General features: G+C 76.8%; 2 protein-coding genes. Both read left to right on the top strand.

Annotated features, from left to right (window positions below):
- The first annotated feature begins 14 nt into the window (after positions 1 to 14).
- On the top strand, positions 15 to 14,708 hold the full coding sequence (locus ACZ38L_RS13150) for a type I polyketide synthase (RefSeq protein ID WP_465692217.1): 14,694 nt from the start codon (positions 15 to 17) through the stop codon (positions 14,706 to 14,708).
- The coding region (locus tag ACZ38L_RS13145; protein ID WP_465692215.1) for a type I polyketide synthase at positions 14,705 to 21,667 on the top strand (6,963 nt) is incomplete at its 3' end. The genes ACZ38L_RS13150 and ACZ38L_RS13145, both read left to right, overlap by 4 nt.

Raw genomic sequence — 21,667 nt, 5'->3', positions numbered from 1 at the left:
GAGCGCTGCGACTGATGCGGGACAACGAGAAGCTTCTCGACTACCTCAGGCGGGCCACCGCCGACCTCGGCGAGGCCCGGCGCGAGCTGCGGGCCGCCGAGGACGCCCGGCACGAGCCGATCGCGATCGTCGCGATGGGCTGCCGCTACCCGGGCGGGGTGGACTCGCCGGAGCGGCTGTGGGAGCTGGTCGAGCGGGGCGGCGACGCGATCGCCGACTGGCCGGACGACCGCGGCTGGGACGTCGAGGGGCTGTACCACCCGGACCCGGACCACACCGGCACCTCGTACACCCGCAGCGGCGGATTCCTTTACCAGGCAGGCGAGTTCGACGCGGGGTTCTTCGGGATCAGCCCGCGTGAGGCGCTGGCCATGGACCCGCAGCAGCGACTGCTGCTGGAGACCTGCTGGGAGACCGTGGAGCGGGCCGGTCTGGACCCGACCACCTTGCGCGGCAGCCGGACCGGCGTCTTCGTCGGCGCGATCGCCAACGGATACGGCTCGGGAGCCCGGCGACTCGCCGAGGTGGAAGGACTGTTGGACACCGGCACGGCCGGCAGCGTGGTCTCCGGGCGGGTGTCGTACACGCTGGGCCTGGAGGGGCCGGCCGTCACCGTGGACACCGCCTGTTCCTCCTCCCTGGTCGCACTGCACCTCGCGGTCCGCTCGCTCCGCTCGGGCGAGTGCGGGCTGGCGCTGGCGGGCGGCGTGTCGGTGTTGGCCGTGCCGGACGCGTTCGTCACATTCAGCCGCCAGCGGGCGCTCTCCGCCGACGGTCGGTGCAAGGCGTTCGCCGGCGCTGCCGACGGCACCGGCTGGTCGGAGGGCGTCGGGGTGCTGCTGCTGGAGCGGCTGAGCGACGCCCGGACCAACGGCCACCGGGTGCTGGCCGTCGTCCGGGGCACCGCGGTCAACCAGGACGGCGCCAGCAACGGGCTCACCGCGCCCAACGGCCCCTCCCAGCAGCGGGTGATCACCGAGGCGCTGGCGGACGCCCGGCTGTCGGCCGCCGAGGTGGACGCCGTGGAGGCGCACGGCACCGGCACCCGACTCGGCGACCCGATCGAGGCGCAGGCCCTGCTGGCCAGCTACGGCCGGCACCGGCCGGCGGACCGGCCGCTCTGGCTGGGCTCGCTCAAGTCCAACCTCGGCCACAGCTCGGCGGCGGCCGGGGTGGGCGGGGTGATCAAGATGGTCCAGGCGATCCGACACGGAGTGCTCCCGAAGACCCTGCACGTGGACCAGCCGACGCCGTTCGTGGACTGGTCGGCGGGGGCGGTCGAGCTGCTGACCTCGGCCCGGCCGTGGCCGGCGGTCGACCGGCCGCGCCGGGCCGGGATCTCCGGCTTCGGAGTGGGCGGCACCAACGCGCACGCGATCGTCGAACAGGCGCCGGCGGACGGCGAGCCGGAACCGGCCGAACCGGTGGCCGGTCCGCTGCCGTGGGTGCTGTCCGGCCGGGACCCGCGGGCGCTGCGAGCCCAGGCGGCCCGGCTGGCGGCGTTCCTGGCCGACGCGCCCGAGTACGATCCGGCCGGGATCGGCCGCGCCCTGGCCACCACCCGGACGGCCTTCGAGCACCGCGCGGCACTCGTCGCCGCCGACCGGGCCGGCTTCGCCGCCGGGCTCGACGCGCTGGCCCGTGACGAGGCCGCGCCCGGCCTGGTGCGCGGCACCGCCGGCCCGGCCGGGAAGACCGCCTTCGTCTTCCCGGGCCAGGGCTCGCAGTGGGCCGGGATGGCCGTCGAACTCATGGACGCCGTGCCGGTCTTCGCCGAGCGCATGGCCGCCTGCGAGCGGGCACTCGGCCCGCACGTGGACTGGTCGCTGGCCGAACTGCTGCGCGGTGGCGACCCGTTGGAGCGGGTCGACATCGTGCAGCCGGCGCTGTGGGCGGTGATGGTCTCGCTGGCCGCGCTCTGGGAGTCCCACGGCGTGCTGCCCGACGCCGTGCTCGGGCACTCGCAGGGCGAGATCGCCGCCGCCGTGGTGGCCGGCGCGCTCACCCTCGAGGACGGCGCCCGGGTGGTCGCGCTGCGCAGCCGCGCCCTGCGCCGCCTGGAGGGCGCCGGCGGGATGGTTTCGGTCAGCCAACCCCTGGAGAGGGTCCGGGAGTTGATCGAGCGGTGGGGCGAGAGCCTGTCGATCGCGGCGGTCAACGGCCCGTCCGCCGTGGTGGTCTCCGGTGCGAGCGCCGCGATCGAGGAGCTGCTCGCCGAGCAGCCGGAGGCCCGCCGGATCCCGGTCGACTACGCCTCCCACTCGGCGCAGGTCGAGGAGATCCGCGAGCAGCTGCTCGCCGAACTGGGCGGCCTGGCACCGACGGTGGCGCGAGTGCCGTTCTTCTCCACGGTGGACGGCCACCGGCTGACCGGCGAGGAGCTGGACGCCGACTACTGGTACCGCAACCTGCGCCGGACCGTGCGGTTCGAGCCGGTCACCCGGGCGCTACTGGCCGAGGGCTACCGGTACTTCGTGGAGGCCAGCCCGCACCCCGTGCTCACCTTCGGCGTGCAACAGACCGCGGAGGAGGGGGAGTTCGAGGCCGCCGCGCTCGGCACCCTGTGCCGCTCCGAGGGCGGCCCGGAGCGCTTCCTGCTGGCCCTGTCCGAGGCCCACGTGGCGGGCCGCTCGCCGCACTGGCCGGCGGTCCTCGGCGCGGGCGGGCGAACCGGCCAACCGGTGGAGCTGCCCACCTACGCCTTCCAGCGGCGGCGGTACTGGCTGACGGCGGCCGGCGCGCCGGCGGCGGCCGATCCGGCCGGCGAGCGGTTCTGGTCGGCGGTGCGCGAGGGCGACCTGGCGGAGCTGACCGCCACGCTGGGAGTCGGACCCGAGGAGCCGCTCAGCGCGGTGCTGCCGGCGCTGGCCGGCTGGCACGCGAGGAGCCGCGAGCAGGAGACCCTGGACTCCTGGCGCTACCGGGTGACCTGGCGGCGACTCGCTCCGGAGCCGGGCGGCGCTCGGCCGGGCGGGCGCTGGCTGCTGCTGGTGCCGGCCGGTTCGGCCGACCATCCGCTGGTGGCGGCCTGCCAACGGGCGCTGGCCGACACCGAGCTGCGCACCGTCGAACTGGCCGAGCCGGACGCGGACCGCGCGGTGCTGGCCGGGCGGTTGGCCGGCCCGCTGGCCGCGCGCGTCGACGGGGTGCTGTCGCTGCTGGCGCTGGACGAGCGACCGCACCCGGCGCACCCGGTGGTGCCGGTCGGGCTGGCCCTGAACCTGGCACTGGTGCAGGCGCTGGGCGACCTGGCGGTGCGGGCGCCGCTCTGGTGGGCGACCAGCGGCGCGGTCGCGGTCGGGCCGCAGGACGAACCACCGTGCCCGGAACAGCAGTTGAGCTGGGGCCTGGGCCGGGTCGCGGCGCTGGAGTACCCGCGCGGCTGGGGTGGCCTGCTGGACCTGCCCGCCGAACTCGACGGGCCGGGTGCCGACCTGCTGGCCCGGCAGCTGGCCGGAGCGGGCGACGAGGACCAGGTGGCGATCCGCCCGGGCGGCGGTCACGGCCGCCGGTTGGTCCGTTCGGCCTCCCCCCGGACCGCGGCCGGGCGGACCTGGACGCCGCGTGGCACGGTGCTGATCACCGGCGGCACCGGCGGGGTGGGCACCCAGATCGCCCGCTGGCTGGCCCGTTCCGGCGCCGAGCACCTGGTGCTGGTCGGCCGGGCCGGGCCGGACGCGCCCGGCGCCGCCGCGCTGGCCGAGGAGCTGACCACGCTCGGCTGCCGAGTGACCCTGGCCGCCTGCGACGTGGCCGATCGGGCGGCGCTCGGCTCGCTGGTGGCGCGGCTCCGGGCCGAGGGGAGCGAGATCCGTTCGGTGCTGCACGCGGCCGGCGCCGGCCTGCTGGTGCCGCTGGCCGACACCGACCTCGCCGAGTTCGCGGACACCCTGTACGCGAAGGCGGGCGGCGCGGCCAACCTGGACGAGCTCTTCCAGGACGCCGAGTTGGACGCCTTCGTGCTCTTCTCCTCGATCTCCTCGGTCTGGGGCAGCGCGGTGCACGGCGCCTACGCCGCCTCCAACGCCTACCTGGACGCGCTGGCCGAGCGGCGCCGGGCCCGCGGCCTGGTCGCCACCTCGGTGGTGTGGGGAATCTGGAGCCCGGAGGGCGGCGCGGGGATGGCCGCCCAGCTGGTCGAGGAACAACTGCGGGCACAGGGCGTCGTCTTCATGCCGCCCGCACTCGCGGTGACCGCCCTCCAGCAGGTGTTGGACGGCGACGAGGTGGTGCCGATCGTCGCCGACGTGGACTGGAGCCGGTTCGCGCCGGTCTTCACCTCGGCACGCCCCAGCCCGCTGATCGGCGAGCTGGCGGAGGTGCGGGCCGCGCTGGCCGACGTGCCGGCCGCGGACCGGGCCGGCGGGACGGCCGACGAGCTGCGCGAACGGCTGGCCGGGCGGCCGGCGGCCGAGCGGGACCGCGAGCTGACCGAGCTGGTGCGCGGGGTGGCCGCGGCCGTGCTGGGCCATGACGAGGCCTCGGCGGTGGACGCCGCGCGGGCCTTCCGCGACCTGGGCTTCGACTCGCTGACCGCCGTGGAGACCCGCGACCGGCTGAACGCGGCGACCGGGCTGCGACTGCCGGTGACCGTGGTCTTCGACCACCCGACGGCGGGGGCGCTGGGCCGGCATCTGGCGGCCCAGCTGTTCGGCACCACCGCCGACGCGCCGGCCGCCCCGCCGCCGGCGGCCACCGCCGGGCCGGACCGGGACCCGATCGTGATCGTCTCGATGAGCTGCCGCTACCCCGGTGGCATCGACTCCCCCGAGCGGCTGTGGCAGGCGCTGACCGGGGAGCTGGACGCGATCGGCGAGCTGCCGGCGGACCGCGGCTGGGACCTGGCCGGCCTCTTCGACGCGGACCCGGACCACCCGGGCACCAGCTACAGCACCGCCGGCGGGTTCGTGCGGGGCGCCGGCGAGTTCGATCCGGCGTTCTTCGGGATCTCGCCGCGCGAGGCGCTGGCCATGGACCCGCAGCAGCGGCTGCTGCTGGAGACCTCATGGGAGGCGATCGAACGGGCCGGGATCGACCCGACGACGCTGCACGGCAGCCGGGTCGGGGTGTTCGCCGGCGCCGCCTACCAGGGGTACGGCGGCAGCATGGACCTGGTCCCGGACGAGCTGGAGGGCCTGTTCGTCGCGGGCGTGTCCACCAGCGTGCTGACCGGGCGGGTCGCCTACACCCTGGGCCTGCGCGGACCGGCCGTGACGGTGGACACCGCCTGCTCCTCCTCGCTGGTCGCGGTGCACCTGGCGGCCCGGGCGCTGCGGGCCGGCGAGTGCACGCTGGCGCTGGCCGGCGGGGCCGCCGTGATCGGCACCCCGCTGTCGCTGACCGGCTTCAGCCGCCAGCGCGGCCTGGCCGCCGACGGCCGCTGCAAGTCCTTCGCCGCGGCGGCGGACGGCTTCGGGCTGGCCGAGGGCGTCGGGCTGCTGGTGCTGGAGCGGCTGAGCGACGCCCGGCGCCACGGGCACCCGGTGCTGGCGGTGCTGCGCGGCTCGGCGGTCAACCAGGACGGCGCCAGCAACGGGCTGACCGCGCCGAGCGGTCTGGCGCAGCGGGAGGTGATCCGGCAGGCGCTGGCCGACGCCGGCCTGACCGGCGCCGAGGTCGACGCGGTGGAGGCGCACGGCACCGGCACCCGGCTCGGCGACCCGATCGAGGCGGACGCGCTGCTCGCCACCTACGGCCAGGACCGTGAACACCCCTTGTGGCTGGGATCGTTGAAGTCCAACATCGGCCACACCCAGGCCGCCGCCGGGGTCGCCGGGATCATGAAGATGGTGCTGGCGATGCGGCACGGCGTGCTGCCGCGCTCGCTCCACCTGGACGAGCCCTCACCGAACGTCGACTGGACGGCCGGCGCGGTCGAGCTGCTGGCCGAGGCCCGGACCTGGCCGGACAGGGGCCGGCCACGCCGGGCCGGCGTCTCCTCGTTCGGGCTGAGCGGCACCAACGCGCACGTCATCGTGGAGCAGCCGCCCGCCGACCAGCTCGCCGAGGCGCCTTGCCCCGCCGAGTGCGCGGCCACCCGGCGGGCCGTGCCCTGGCTGCTCTCCGGTCGCAGCGCGGACGCCCTGCGGGCCCAGGCCGAGCGGTTGCGGGCGCTGGCGGAGCGGGACTGCGATCCGCTGGACGTGGCCTGGTCGTTGGCCACCACCCGGACCGCCTTCGAGCACCGCGCGGCCGTGGTCGGCTCCGAGCCGGCCGAGTTCCGGCGTGGCCTGGACGAGTTGATCGCCGGCCGGACCGGGGCCGGGCTGGCCAGCGGGGTGGCCGGGCAGCGCGGCCGGACGGTGTTCGTCTTCCCCGGCCAGGGCTCGCAGTGGGTCGGCATGGCACTCCACCTGCTCGACGGCGAGCCCGTGTTCGCCGCGCGGATGGCCGACTGCGAGCGGGCGCTGGCGCCGTACGTGGACTGGTCGCTGCTCGAAGTGCTGCACTCGGACGACTCGTTGGAGCGGGTCGACGTGGTGCAGCCAGTGCTCTTCGCGGTGATGCTGTCGCTGGCCGCGCTCTGGCGCTCGTACGGGGTCGAGCCGGATGCCGTGGTGGGCCACAGCCAGGGCGAGATCGCCGCCGCCGTGGTGGCCGGCGCGCTCTCGCTGGACGACGGCGCCAAGGTGGTGGCGCTGCGCAGCCGGGCGCTGCGAGCACTGACCGGCCGGGGCGCGATGCTCTTCGTCCCGCTGGCGGTGGAGCGACTGACCGGCTACCTGGCCGACTTCGGCGACCGGATCGGGGTGGCGGCGGTCAACGGACCGACCTCGGTGGCGCTCTCCGGCGATCCTGCCGCGCTGGCCGAGCTGGCCGGCGCTCTGTCGGCGGACGGCGTGCTCAACTGGCCCATCCCGGGCGTGGACTTCGCCGGTCACTCCGCCCAGGTGGAGCGGATCGAGCGGGAGTTGCTGGCCGTCCTGGCGGACGTCCGGCCCCGGCGCGGCGAGCTCGCCTTCTACTCGACGGTCACCGGTGGGCCGCTGGACGGCGAGCTGCTGGACGCCGGGTACTGGTACCGGAACCTGCGCCGGCCGGTGGAGTTCGGCCGTGCCGTCCGCGCGCTGCTGGCCGACGGCCATGACGTGTTCGTCGAGACCAGCACCCACCCGGCGTTGACGGTGTGGCTGCAGGAGGCCGTGGAGACGGCCGGCGGGGGCGGCGCGGTGGTCGGCACGCTGCGCCGGGGCGAGGGCGGCCGGGAGCGGTTCCTCACCTCGCTGGCGGAACTGCACGTGCTGGGCGTGCCGGTGGACCGCACGGCGCTCTTCGCCGGCCTGGAACCCCGACGCGCCGACCTGCCCACCTACCCCTTCCAGCGCCAGCACTACTGGTTGGTCCCGGCCACGCCGGAGCGGGCCGGGTCGACACCGCCGGACGGGGACTTCTGGGGCGCGGTGGAACGCCAGGACCCGGCCGGGCTGGCCGAGGCGCTGCGGATCGAGGACGACGCGACCCGCTCGGCGCTGGCGGCGGTACTGCCGGCACTCTCCGACCGGCTCGGGCGGAGCCGGGACCGGGCCGCCGTGGACGGCTGGCGCTACCGGGTGGAGTGGCGGCCGCTGACCGGCGCGCCGACCGCTGGGCCGACCGGCACCTGGCTGGTCGCCGCCCCGGCCGGGCTGGCGGAGCATCCGCTGGTCGCCGACTGCCTGCTGGCGCTGGGTGAACACGGCGCCGAGGCCGGCGTGTTGGAGCTCGCGGCGGCCAGCCGCGCCGAGTTGGCCGACCGGCTGGCCGAGCTGCGGCCCGATGGCGTGCTCTCGCTGCTGGCCCTGGACGAGCGGCCGTACGCGGCGGGCTCGGCGCTGCCGGCCGGACTGGTCGCGCTGGTGGCGCTGCTCCAGGCGCTGGGGGACGCCGGGTCGGCGGCGCCGCTGTGGTGCGCGACCAGCGGCGCGGTGTCGGTGGGCCGCTCGGATCCGCTGACCGGGCCGCTGCAGGCGCTGGTCTGGGGGCTGGGCGGGGTGGCGGGCGTGGAGTACCCGCAGCGCTGGGCCGGGCTGGTCGACCTGCCGGCCCGGCTGGACGCGCGGGCCCGTGCCCGGCTGGCCGGGGTGCTGGCGAGCGGTGACGGCGAGGACCAGGTGGCGGTGCGCCCCGCCGGTCTCTTCGGGCGCCGGCTGGCCTCGGCCGGCACCGGCGCGGGCGACCCGGCGCGGACCTGGACCCCGCCGGCCGACGGCACGGTGCTGGTCACCGGTGGCACCGGTGCACTGGGCGGGCACGTCGCCCGCTGGCTGGCCGGCAACGGCGCCCGCCGGCTGCTGCTCACCGGCCGGCAGGGCCCGGCCGCCCCGGGGGCCGCCGAACTGGTCGCGGAGCTGGCCGGGTTGGGCGCGACCGCGACCGTGGCGGCCTGCGACGTGGCCGACCGGGTGGCGCTCGCGGCGCTGCTGGACGGCATCCCGGCCGGGTACCCGCTGCGCGCGGTGGTGCACGCGGCCGGCGTACTGGACGACGGCGTGCTGGACGCGCTGACCCCCGAGCGGGCGGCGGGCGTGCTGCGGCCGAAGGTGGACGCGGCGCTGCACCTCGACGCCCTGACCCGGGAGTCGGACCTGTCGGCGTTCGTGCTCTTCTCCTCGCTGGCCGGCACCCTGGGCGGCACCGGCCAGGGCAGCTACGCGGCGGCCAACGCCTTCCTGGACGCGCTCGCCGAGCAGCGCCGCGCGGCCGGACTGCCGGCCACCTCGGTGGCCTGGGGCCTGTGGGGCGGGGAGAGCCTGGCCGGCGGCGCGGTGGGCGAGCGGCTGGTCCGCAACGGCCTGCCCGCGATGGCACCCGGCGCGGCACTGGTCGCGCTCCAGCAGGTGCTGGACCACGACGACGCCCGGCTGGTGGTCGCCGACTTCGCCTGGGAGCGGTTCGTCCGCTCGTTCACCGCGCTGCGGCCCAGCGCCGTGCTGAGGGACCTGCCCCAGGCCGGGGTGCCCGCGGCGACGGCCGAGGACGACACCCCGGCCACCCGGCTGGCCCGGCTGGCCGGCCCCGAGCGGCGGGCGGCGCTGACCGCGCTGATCCGCACCGAGGTCGCCGCCGTGCTGGGCCACCCGGACCCGGCGGCGATCGAGCCCGAGCGGGTGTTCAAGGACCTCGGCTTCGACTCGCTGACCGCGGTCGAGCTGCGCAACCGGCTGGCCGGGGCGACCGGGCTGCGGCTCTCGGTGACCCTGGTCTTCGACTACCCGACCACCGCCTCGCTCACCGATCACCTGCTCGCCCAACTCCCCGGTGGGACACCGGAGTTGACCAAGGTCGAGGAGAGCGCGACACCGGCCCTGGCCGACGACCCGATCGCGATCGTCGCGATGGGCTGCCGCTTCCCCGGCGGGGTGCGCAGCCCCGAGGACCTGTGGCGGCTGGTGCTGTCGGGCACCGACGCGGTCGCCGGCTTCCCCACCGACCGCGGCTGGGACCTGGACGGCCTCTACGACCCGGACGCCGACCGGGTCGGCACCACGTACGCCCGCGAGGGCGGATTCCTGTACGATGCGGGCGAGTTCGACCCGGCCTTCTTCGGTATCTCGCCGCGCGAGGCGGTCTCCGTCGACCCGCAGCAGCGGCTGTTGCTGGAAGTGGCCTGGGAGACGTTCGAGCGGGCCGGGATCGACCCGTCCTCGCTCAGGGGCGGCCGGGGCGGCGTCTTCGTCGGCTCCAGCTACCGGGACTACGGCTCGCGGCTGGGCCGGCCCTCCGAGGAGTTCGAGGGCTACCTGGGGATCGGCAGCGCCGGCAGCGTGGCCTCCGGGCGGATCGCCTACACCTTCGGGCTCGAGGGGCCGGCAGTGACCGTGGACACCGCCTGCTCCTCCGCGCTGGTCGCCATCCACCTGGCCGCCCAGGCGCTACGGGCCGGCGAGTGCACGCTGGCGCTGGCCGGCGGCGTGACGGTGATGGCCGGCCCGGACGCCTTCGTCGAGTTCAGCCGCCAGCGCGGGCTCGCGCCGGACGGCCGGTGCAAGCCGTTCGCCGCGGCCGCCGACGGCACCGCCTGGGCCGAGGGCGCCGGCCTGCTGCTGCTGGAGCGACTGAGCGACGCCCGCCGCACCGGGCACCCCGTGCTCGCCCTGATCCGCGGCTCGGCGGTCAACCAGGACGGCGCCAGCAACGGGCTCACCGCGCCCAACGGGCCCTCGCAACAGCGGGTGATCCGCCAGGCGCTGGCCAGCGCCGGGCTGCGCGCGGCCGAGGTGGACGCGGTGGAGGCGCACGGCACCGGCACCCGGCTGGGCGACCCGATCGAGGCCGGCGCGCTGCTCGCCACCTACGGCCAGGACCGTGAACACCCCTTGTGGCTGGGCTCCTTGAAGTCCAACATCGGGCACACCCAGGCCGCCGCCGGCGTGGCGAGCGTGATCAAGATGGTGCAGGCCATGCGGCACGGCGTGCTGCCGAGGACCCTGCACGTGGACCGGCCCTCGCCGGAGATCGACTGGAGTGCCGGCGCGGTGCGGCTGCTCACCGAGAACACCGACTGGCCGAGCACCGACCACCCGCGTCGGGCCGGAGTCTCCTCCTTCGGGGTCAGCGGCACCAACGCGCACACCGTGCTGGAGCACGTCCCCGCCGAGCCGCCGGCGCCGGCCGCCGAGGGCCCGTGGCTGCTGTCGGCCCGCACCCCCGAGGCGCTGCGCGCGCAGGCCGGCCGGCTGCTGGAGCACCTGAACGGCGAGCCCGAGCAAGACCCGGGCGCCGCGTTGGCCACCGCCCGGGCGACCTTCGAGCACCGTGCGGTGCTGCTCGGCGCGGACCGCGCCGGGCGGACGGCGGCGCTCGGCGCGCTGGCGACGGACCAGGAACACTCCGGACTGGTCCGTGGCGCCGCCGAGCTGCCACCGCTCGGCCGGACCGCCTTCCTGCTCCCCGGCCAGGGCAGCCAACGACCCGGCATGGGGATGGAGCTGTACCGGACCCACCCGGTCTTCGCGGACGCCTTCGACCGGGTCTGCGCCGCGCTGGACCCGCTGCTGGACCGTCCGCTGCACGAGGCGATCGCCGACCCCGAGCTGCTGGAGCGCACCGAGTACACCCAGCCGGCCCTGTTCGCGCTCGGCACCGCGCTCTTCGAACTGGCTGCCCACTGGGGCATCACCCCCGACTACCTGCTCGGCCACTCGATCGGCGAGCTGACCGCCGCGCACGTCGCCGGAGTGCTGTCACTGCCCGACGCGGCGGCGCTGGTGGCGGCCCGTGGCCGGCTGATGCAGGCGATGCCGGGTGGCGGCGCGATGGTCGCGCTGACCGTGTCGGCCGAGGAGCTGGCCCCGGTGCTGGCGGAGCGGGCCGGTGAGGTCGCCCTCGCGGCGGTCAACGGCCCGGCCGCCAGCGTGGTTTCGGGCGACGCGGCGGCGGTCGCCGAGATCGCCGCACACTGGGAGGCGCGCGGGCGGCGGGCCCGCCAGCTGCGGGTCAGTCACGCCTTCCACTCCCCGCACATGGACGGCATGCTGGACGAATACCGAGCGCTGGCAAGCGAGTTGACGTTCCACCCGGCACGGATCCCGCTGGTCGCCAACCGGACCGGCGCCCTCGCCGGCGACGAACAGCTCGCCTCCCCCGAGCACTGGGTGGACCAGGTCCGTGGCACGGTCGAGTTCCGGGCCGGGATGGCCTGCCTGGAGGCGGCCGGGGTGACCAGGTACGTCGAACTCGGCCCGGACGGCGCGCTGACCGGGCTCGGCCAGGACTGCCTGGGCGAGGCGCCGGCGCTGCTGGTGCCGCTGCTCCGCCGCGACCAGCCGGAGGAGGCCGCGCTGACCGCCGCGCTCGCCCAGCTGCACGTCCACGGCGCCGCGGTGGACTGGACCCGCCGCTTCACCCCCGCCGCGGCGGCGGCCACCGCACTGCCCACCTATGCCTTCCAACGCCGCCGCTACTGGCTGGAGGCCACCGCCGCCGAGGCCGACCTGCCGTCCGCCGGGCTGCTGCCGGTGGACCACCCGCTGCTCGGCGCTGCGGTCGAACTGGCCGACGGCGAGGGCCTGTTGTTCACCAGTCGGCTCTCCTGCCAGGCCCAGCCCTGGCTGGCCGACCATCGGGTCTACGACGGCGTGCTGTTCCCGGCCACGGGCTTCCTGGAGCTGGCCGTGCGGGCCGCCGACCAGGTGGACTGCGGACAGGTCGAGGAGCTGACCCTGGAGGCGCCGCTGGTGCTGCCGGCGACCGGCGGCACGGTGCTGCAGCTGGTGCTGGGCGCGCCGGAGCCGTCCGGCACCCGGGCCCTGACCGTCTACGCCCGGCCGGAGGACGCCCCGGACCAGCCGTGGACCCGGCACGCGAGCGGCCTGCTGGCCACCGTCGTGCCGGCCGAGCCGGACGACCTGGCGGCGTGGCCGCCGCTGGGCGCCGTCCCGCTCCCGGTGGACGGGCTGTACGAGCGGTTCGCCGCGGGCGGCTTCGGCTACGGCCCGGCGTTCCGGGGTCTGACCGCGGCCTGGCGGCTCGGCGAGCAGGTGTTCGCCGAGGCGGCGCTGCCGGACGGCCCGCGCGGCGAGGCGGCCCGCTACGGGCTGCACCCCGCGCTGCTGGACAGCGCGCTGCACGCGCTGGTCTTCGACGTGCTGCCGGGCACCGGCCCCGAGGCCCCCGCGGGAGGGAACAGCCAGGGCTGGCTGCCGTTCTCCTGGACCGGCGTCACGCTGCACGCCCAGGGCGCGCCGGCCGTGCGACTGCGGCTGACGCCGACCGGGCCCGACTCGGTGGCCGTCCTGGTGGCGGACGCCACCGGGCGACCGGTGGCGTCGGCCGACTCGCTGGTGCTGCGCCCGGTCTCCCCCGAGCAGGTCGGGCCGGCACGCGCCGCGCACCACGAGGAGCTGTACCGGGTCGAGTGGACGCCCCAGACCTGGCCATCGGCGGCCGCGGCAGCCGGCTGGGCCGAGCTGCCGGCCGGCGGCCGGGTGGCCGACCTGCTGGCGGCGGGCGGACCGGTGCCGTCCCTGGTACTGGCCGGCTGCGCGCCGGAGCGGCCCGGGGCGCTGGCGGACTCGGTCCGGGCGACCACCGCACAGGCCCTGCGACTGGTCCGGGACTGGCTGGCGGAGGACCGGCTGGCCGGCTCCACGCTGGCCCTGGTCACCGCCGGGGCCGTCCCGGTCCACCCGGACGACGACGTCCCCGACCTGGCGCAGGCCGCCGTCTGGGGCCTGCTGCGCTCGGCCCAGACCGAGAACCCGGGCCGGTTCGTCCTGCTGGACCTGGACGACCTGCCCTCCTCCCGGGCGGCGCTGGGCGCGGCGCTGGCGAGCGGCGAGCCGCAGCTCGCGCTGCGCGAGGGCCGGGCGTACCTGCCCCGGCTGACCCGGGTGCCGCGTACGGAGGACGAGCCGACGCCGCGCTGGGACGCCGAGGGCACGGTGCTGATCACCGGCGGCACCGGCGCGATCGGCGCGCTGGTCGCCCGTCACCTGGTGGTCGAGCACGGTGTCCGGCACCTGGTGCTGACCAGCCGCGGCGGCCCGGCGGCCGGGGGCGCCGGGGAGTTGCGCGCCGAGCTGCGGGCGCTGGGCGCCGAGGTCCGGGTGGCCGCCTGCGACGCGGCCGACCGGGCGGCGCTGGCGGCGCTGCTCGACGAGGTGCCGGCCGCGCACCCGCTGACCGCGGTGGTGCACGCGGCCGGTGTGCTGGCCGACGGCCTGGTCGCGGAGCTGACCCCCGAGCAACTGGACACCGCGCTGCGGCCCAAGGTCGACGCGGCCGTGCACCTGCACGAGCTGACCGAGGGCCGCAAGCTCTCCGCCTTCCTGCTGTTCTCCTCGCTGGCCGGGGTCTTCGGCGGGATGGGCCAGGGCAACTACGCGGCGGCCAATGCCTTCCTGGACGCGCTGGCGCACCGGCGCCGGGCGCAGGGCCTGACCGCGAGCTCGCTGGCCTGGGGTCTCTGGGCGAACAGCGGCGGGATGACCGGCGGACTGGACGAGGCCGACCTGCGCCGGATCGCCCGGGGCGGGATCGTCGCCTTCGCCCCCGAGGAGGGGCTGGCCCTGTTCGACGCCGCGCACGGCGTGGACCGCGCGATGGTGCTGCCGGTCCGGCTGGACACCCGGGCGATCGCCGCGCAGGCCGGTACCGGCGGCGTCCCCGCCCTGCTGCGCGGCCTGGTCCGGGCACCGGCCCGGCGTGCGGTGGCGGCGACCGGCGAGGCCGGCGGCGACGGGCCGCGGGCGTTGCTCGGCCGGCTGGCCGGCCTGGCCGAACCGCAGCGCGCCCGGGTGCTGCTGGAGCTGGTCCGCTCGCAGGTCGGACTGATCCTGGGCTTCCCGACGCGGGAGCCGGTCCCGACCGACCGCGGCCTGCTGGAGCTCGGCTTCGACTCGCTGACCGCCGTCGAGCTGCGCAACCGGCTGCGCGCGGCCACCGGCCTGCGGCTGCCGGCCACCCTGCTCTTCGACCACCCGACCGCCGCCGCGATCGCCGGCTACCTCGGCGAGCGGCTGGTGCCGGAGGCCGCCGAGCCGGTGGTCGCCGGGCTGGCCGAACTGGAACGGCTGGAGCTGGCCCTGGCCGGTGACCGGCCGCACCCCGAGCTGGCCGCCCGGCTCCGCACGCTGCTCGGCCGACTGGGCCCGGAGCCGGACCCCGGACCGGACGACGACCTGACCGAGCGGATGGCCGGCGCCGGCGACGACGACCTCTTCGACTTCATCGACCACGAACTGGGCTTGTCCCCGGCCCCTGCTGACGAAGGTGACGACCACCGGTGAATGACGACAAGCCGCACACGGTGAACGACGACAAGCTGCGGGACTACCTCAAGCGCGTCGCGACCGACCTGCACCGCACCCGCCAGCGGTTGCGGGAGGTCGAGGCGAAGGACCACGAGCCGATCGCCATCGTCGCGATGAGCTGCCGCTATCCCGGCGGCGTCAGCTCGCCCGAGGAGCTGTGGGAGCTGGTCGCCGGCGGGACGGACGCCATCACCCCGTTCCCGACCGACCGCGGCTGGGACCTGGCTGCGCTGGTCGACGAGAGCCGCCGCCGGCCGGACACCAGCTATGCCGACCAGGGCGGCTTCCTGGCCGACGTCGGCGGCTTCGACCCGACGTTCTTCGGGATCTCGCCGCGCGAGGCGCTGGCCATGGACCCGCAGCAGCGGCTGCTGCTGGAGACCGGCTGGGAGGCGTTCGAACGGGCCGGCATCGACCCGCTCACCCTGCGCGGCAGTCGGACCGGGGTCTTCGCCGGCGTGATGTACCAGGACTACGCGGTGCGGCTGCGCCGGGTCCCGGAGGACGTGGCCGGCTACCTGGGCAGCGGCAGCTCGGACAGCGTCGCCTCCGGCCGGATGGCGTACACCTTCGGCTTGGAGGGGCCGGCGCTGAGCGTGGACACCGCCTGCTCCTCGTCCCTGGTCGCCATCCACCTGGCCGCCCAGGCGCTGCGGGCCGGCGAGTGCACGCTGGCGCTGGCCGGCGGCGCGATGGTGATGTCGACGCCGGTGCCGTTCGTCGAGATGAGCCGGCAGGGCGGGCTGGCCGCCGACGGCCGGTGCAAGTCCTTCTCGGCGCGCGCCGACGGCACCGGCTGGGGCGAGGGCGTCGGCCTGCTGCTGCTGGAGAGGCTCAGCGACGCGCGACGCCACGGGCACCCCGTGCTCGCGGTGGTGCGCGGCACGGCGGTCAACCAGGACGGCGCCAGCAGCCGGCTGACCGCGCCCAACGGCCCGGCCCAGCAGCGGGTGATCCGCCAGGCACTGGCCGCCGCCCGGTTGGCCCCCGGCGACGTGGACGTGGTCGAGGCGCACGGCACCGGCACCCCGCTGGGCGACCCGATCGAGGCCCAGGCGCTGCTCGCCACCTACGGCCAGGATCGTGAACACCCGCTGCTGCTCGGCTCGTTGAAGTCGAACATCGGGCACACCCAGGCCGCCGCGGGCGTCGGCGGCGTGATCAAGATGGTGCTGGCGATGCGGCACGGCGTCGTCCCGCCCACCCTGCACGCCGAGCCGCGCACCGCACAGGTGGACTGGGCGGCGGGCGCCGTGGAGCTGGTGACCGAGGCCCGGGCCTGGCCGGAGACCGGGCGGCCGCGGCGGGCGGCGATCTCCTCGTTCGGGGTGAGCGGGACCAACGGGCACGTGGTGCTGGAACAGGCCCCGCAACCGGTGGCGACCGCCGGGTCGGAGCCCGTGCCGGCGGCCCGGGCCGGCGGCCCGCTGCCCTGGGTGCTGTCCGGCCACACCCCCACGGCCCTGCGTGCCCAGGCCGAGCGGCTGCACGCGCACCTGGCCGAGCGTCCTGGACTGGCGCCGGCCGCGGTCGGCCACGCGCTGGCGACCACCCGGGCCGCGCTGGAACACCGGGCGGTGCTGGTCGCCGGGGACCGCGCGGGCCTGCTGGAGCGGCTGGCGGCGCTGGCCGCCGACCGGGAGGCGCCGGGCCTGCTGCGCGGGCGGGCCGGCGCGGGCGGCGCGGTGGCCATGGTGTTCCCGGGGCAGGGCTCGCAGTGGACCGGCATGGCACTCGAACTGCTGGACCGCGAACCGGTGTTCGCCGAGCGGATGGCCGCCTGCGCGGACGCCCTGGCGCCCTACCTGGACCGCTCGCCGCTGGAACTGCTGCGCTCCGGCGAGCCGGTCGAGCGGGTGGACGAGGTGCAGCCGCTGCTCTTCGCGGTGCTGGTCTCGCTGGCCGCGATGTGGGCCTCGTACGGGGTCGCACCGGATGCCGTGGTGGGCCACAGCCAGGGCGAGATCGCCGCCGCCGTGGTGGCCGGCGCGCTCTCGCTGGCGGACGGCGCGAAGGTGGTGGCGCTGCGGTCCCGGGCGCTGCGGGCGCTGGCCGGCCGCGGCGGGATGCTGTCGGTCTCACTGCCGGCCGAGCGGGTCCGGGCCCGGATCGAGCCGTGGGGCGAGCGGCTGGCGCTGGCGGCGGTGAACGGGCCGGCCTCGGTGGTGGTCTCCGGCGAGCCGGCGGCGCTGGCCGAGTTGCTGGCCGAGCTGACGGCGGCGGGCGAGCGAGCGCGCTCGGTGCCGGTCGACTACGCCTCGCACGGTCCGCAGGTCGCCGCGATCGAGGGGGAGTTGCTGCGCGAGCTGGCCGGGATCACGCCGCGGCCGGCGAGCGTGCCGTTCTACTCGGCGGTCACCGGTGGGTTGTTGGACACCACCGAACTGGACGCCGGGTACTGGTACCGGAACCTGCGCCGGGCCGTGGAGTTCGAGCGGGCCACCGCGGCCCTGCTGGCCGACGGCTACCAGGTCTTCCTGGAGGCCAGCCCGCACCCCGTGCTGCTCCCCGCGCTCCAGGAGACGGCGGAGGCGGCCGGCGCGGACGCCTGCGCGGTCGGCACACTGCGCCGCGGCGAGGGCGGCCGGGCCCGGCTGCTGGGCTCGCTCGGTGAACTCTGGCTGCGCGGAGTGCCGATCGACTGGGACGCGGTCTTCGCGGGGCGTCCGGCGCTGCCGGCCGAGCTGCCGACCTACGCCTTCCAGCGCCGGGACTACTGGTTGCAGGACGGTTCGGCGGCGCCGGGCGACCTGGCGGCGGCGGGCCTGGAGGCGGCGGAGCACCCGCTGCTGGGCGCCATGGTCACGCTCGCCGACCGGGACGGCGTGGTGTTCACCGGCCGGCTCTCGCTGCGCACCCACCCCTGGCTGGCCGACCACGCCGTGCGGGGCACCGCGCTGCTGCCCGGAACGGCCTTCCTGGAGCTGGCGGTTCGGGCCGGTGACCAGGTCGGCTGCCCGGTGGTGCGGGAGTTCACGCTCGGCGCGCCGCTGCCGCTGCCCGAGCGGGGCGGCGTGTTGCTGCGGCTGACCGTCGGCGCGCCGGACGAGCACGGCGAGCGGCCGATCTCACTGCACTCGCGGGCCGAGGACACCGAGGTCTGGGTGCGGCACGCGGACGGCCTGCTCGGCGACGGCGCGGCGGCGGGCGAGGAGTCGGCCGAGTGGCCGCCGGCCGGCGCGGTCCCGTTCGACCTCGACGGGCTGTACGAGCGGTTCGCGGCGGCCGGGTTCGGCTACGGCCCGGCGTTCCAGGGGCTGACGGCCGCCTGGCAGCGCGGCGCGGAGCTGTTCGCCCAGGCCGAGTTGACGCCGGAGCAGCGGGCCGAGGCGGCCCGGTACGGGCTGCACCCGGCGCTGCTGGACGCGGCCCTGCACGCCACCGGTCTGGGACCGGAGGCCGAGGGCCGGATGCCGTTCAGCTGGACCGGGGTGACCCTGCACGCCTCGGGCGCGACCGCGCTGCGGCTGCGACTGACCCCGGTGGGCGAGGGCGCGCTGGCACTGGCGGCGACCGACCCGACCGGGCGGCCGGTCGCCACCGTGGAGTCACTGGTACTGCGGCCGGTGCCGGAGGCCTCGGCGTGGGTGCCGGCGGTGGAGCGCCGGCACGAGTCGCTGTGCCGGGTCGAGTGGTCCGCACTGCCGACCAATTCCCTTGCCGATGAGGGGAGTTGGGTGCTGCTCGAGCCGGGCCGGGCAGACCTGTCGGCGCTCACCGAGCCGCCGCCGCTGGTGCTGGTGCCGGCCGGCGACCGCTCGGCGAGCGTGCGCGAGGCCACGCACCGGGCACTCGGACTGGTGCAACGGTGGCTGGCACAGGAGCGGTTCGCCGGCTCGCGCCTGGTCTTCGTCACCGACGGCGCGGTGGCCACCGGACCGACCGAGGACGTGCCGGATCTCGCGCACAGCGGCGTCTGGGGCCTGGTCCGCTCGGCCATGGCCGAGCACCCGGGCCGGTTCGGCCTGCTCGATCTTCCGGGCCACGCGGGCGAGTCGCTCCCGGCGGCGGTGGCCGCGTTCACCGGGCCCACCGCCGAGGAGCAGCTCGCGGTGCGCGGTGCGGCGCTGCTCGCGCCCCGGCTGGCCCGGGTCCCGATCACGGCGGACCCGGGCCCGACCGCGCTGGACCCGGACGGCACGGTCCTGATCACCGGCGGCACCGGCCTGCTCGGCTCCGAGGTCGCCCGCCACCTGGCGCGGGCGCACGGCGTGCGCCACCTGCTGCTGGTGAGCCGGCAGGGCCCGCGAGCCGCTGGAGCCGCCGAAATCGTCGCGGAGCTGTCCGAGTTGGGCGCCACCGCCACCGTGACGGCCTGCGACGTCGCCGACCGCCCGGCGCTGGCCGAGCTGCTGGCACGGGTACCCGAGGACCGTCCGCTCACCGCCGTGGTGCACGCGGCCGGTGCGCTGGACGACGGCGTGGTCAGCGCACTGACCCCGGACCGGCTGGACACCGTGCTGGCGCCCAAGGCCGAGGCGGCGCTGCACCTGCACGCGCTGACCGCCGATCTTCCGCTGGCCGCGTTCGTGCTGTTCTCCTCGGCGGCCGGCGTCTTCGGCGGCCCCGGACAGGCCAACTACGCGGCGGCCAACGCCGTGTTGGACGCCCTCGCCCAGCACCGGCGAGCGGGCGGTCTGGCCGGCCAGTCGCTGGCCTGGACGCTCTGGGAGCAACGCAGCGCGCTGACCAGCCGGGTGGACGAGGCCGGCGAGCGGCGGCTGGCCCGCTCCGGCCTGCCCGCGCTCTCCACCGCGCAGGGGCTGGCGCTGCTGGACGCGGCACTCACCGTGGACCTGCCGGCGCTGGTGCCGATCCGGCTGGACCTGGCGGCCCTGCGCGCCGGGGGCGACGGGGGCGACGGGGGCGACGGGGGCGACAGCCGGCCGGTCCCCGCGCTGCTGCGCTCGTTGGTGGGCGGCCCGATCGTCCGACGGACGGCGGCCCGGGCGGTCACCGAGGCCGCGCCCGCCGGCGAGTTGGGCGCGCTGCCCGAGGCGGAGCGCGAGCCCGCGCTGCTGGCGCTGATCCGGGCGCAGGCGGCAGCCGTGCTCGGCCACGCCTCGCCGGAGGCGGTCGACGCCGAACGGGCCTTCCGCGACCTGGGCTTCGACTCACTGGCCGCGGTCGAGCTGCGGAACCGGCTCACCGCCGCGACCGGCCTGCGGCTGCCCGCCACCCTGGTCTTCGACCGCCCGTCGCCGGCCGCACTGGCCCGGCACCTGCGGGCCGAGCTCTTCGGCGGTCAGGCGGCGCCGGTCGTCGCCCGGTCGGTGAGGCGGGCCGGCGCGGACGACCCGGTGGTGGTGGTCTCGATGGGCTGCCGTTTCCCCGGCGGAGTGCGGACCCCGGAGGAGTTGTGGCGCCTGGTCGCCGACGGCGCCGAGGGCATCGCGCCGTTCCCGGCGGACCGCGGCTGGGACCTGGACGCGCTCTACCACCCGGACCCGGAGCACCGCGGCACCTCGTACGCCCGGGAGGGCGGCTTCCTGGCCGGGGTCGGCGGGTTCGACGCGGAGTTCTTCGGCATCTCGCCGCGCGAGGCGGTGGCGATGGACCCGCAGCAGCGGCTGCTGCTGGAGATCACCTGGGAGGCGTTCGAGCGGGCCGGGATCGACCCGACCACCCTGCGCGGCGCGGCGGCCGGTGTCTTCGTCGGCCTGATGCAGCAGGACTACGCGGCCCGGCTGCTGCCGTACATCCCGGAGGAGGTCGAGGGCTTCCTCGGCACCGGCAACTCGGGCAGCATCGTCTCCGGCCGGCTCGCGTACGTCTTCGGCCTCGAGGGCCCGGCAGTGACCGTGGACACCGCCTGCTCCTCCTCGCTGGTCGCGCTGCACCTGGCCGCGCGGGCGCTGCGGCACGGGGAGTGCGACCTCGCGCTGGCCGGCGGGGTGACGGTGATGTGCAGCCCTGAGCTGTTCGTCGAGTTCAGCCGGCAGGGCGGGCTCGCCCCGGACGGGCGCTGCAAGCCGTACGCGGCGGCGGCGGACGGGACGGGCTTCGGCGAGGGCGCGGGCGTCCTGCTGCTGGAGCGGCTGAGCGACGCCCGGCGCAACGGGCACCCCGTGCTCGCGGTGGTCCGGGGTACGGCGGTCAACCAGGACGGCGCCAGCAACGGGCTCACCGCACCGAACGGGCCGTCCCAACAGCGGGTGATCCGGGCCGCGTTGGCCGACGCGGACCTACGGGCGGCCGACGTGGACGCGGTGGAGGGGCACGGCACCGGCACCCGGCTCGGCGACCCGATCGAAGCCCAGGCGCTGCTCGCCACCTACGGCCAGGACCGCGAACGCCCCTTGTGGTTGGGCTCGTTGAAATCCAACCTCGGCCACACCTCGGCGGCCGCCGGGGTCGGCGGGGTGATCAAGATGGTGCTGGCCATGCGGAACGGGGTGCTGCCGAAGACCCTGCACGTGGACGAGCCGACGCCACAGGTGGACTGGTCGGCCGGCGCGGTCGAGCTGCTGACCGAGGCGCGGCCCTGGGAGACCGACGGCCGGCCGCGCCGGGCGGGCGTCTCGTCGTTCGGCGTGAGCGGGACCAACGCGCACGTGGTGCTGGAGCAGGCGCCGGCCGAGGAGCCCGCACCGGAGGGTGTGGAGGACCCGCGGGCAGTGCTGCCGTGGATCCTCTCCGCGCGCACTCCGGAGGCCCTCCGCTCCTACGCTGCCGGACTCCGGACGGCAAGCCGGCCCTCTCCGGACATCGCCCACACCCTCGCGACCAGCCGCGCCACCTTCGACCACCGCGCCGTCGCCATCGGGAACCGTGACCAGATCCGCGATGCCCTGGCCAACTTGGCCGGCGACGTCCCGCACCCCCAGCTGGTCCGGGGCAGCCGGGAGACTCCTGGACGTACCGTCTTCGTCTTCCCCGGCCAGGGCTCCCAATGGCCCGGCATGGCCGCCGAACTCCTCGACACCCAACCCGCG

The organism is Kitasatospora sp. NPDC024654 (genome assembly GCF_055559155.1).
Note: the sequence above shows the minus strand (reverse complement) of the source record. Positions and strands in the feature narration are given on the sequence as shown.

Bases quoted from the DNA above. Each gene is read 5' to 3' on its own strand.
- ACZ38L_RS13150 (WP_465692217.1), top strand. From the start codon at position 15: ATGCGGGACAACGAGAAGCTTCTCGACTACCTCAGGCGGGCCACCGCC.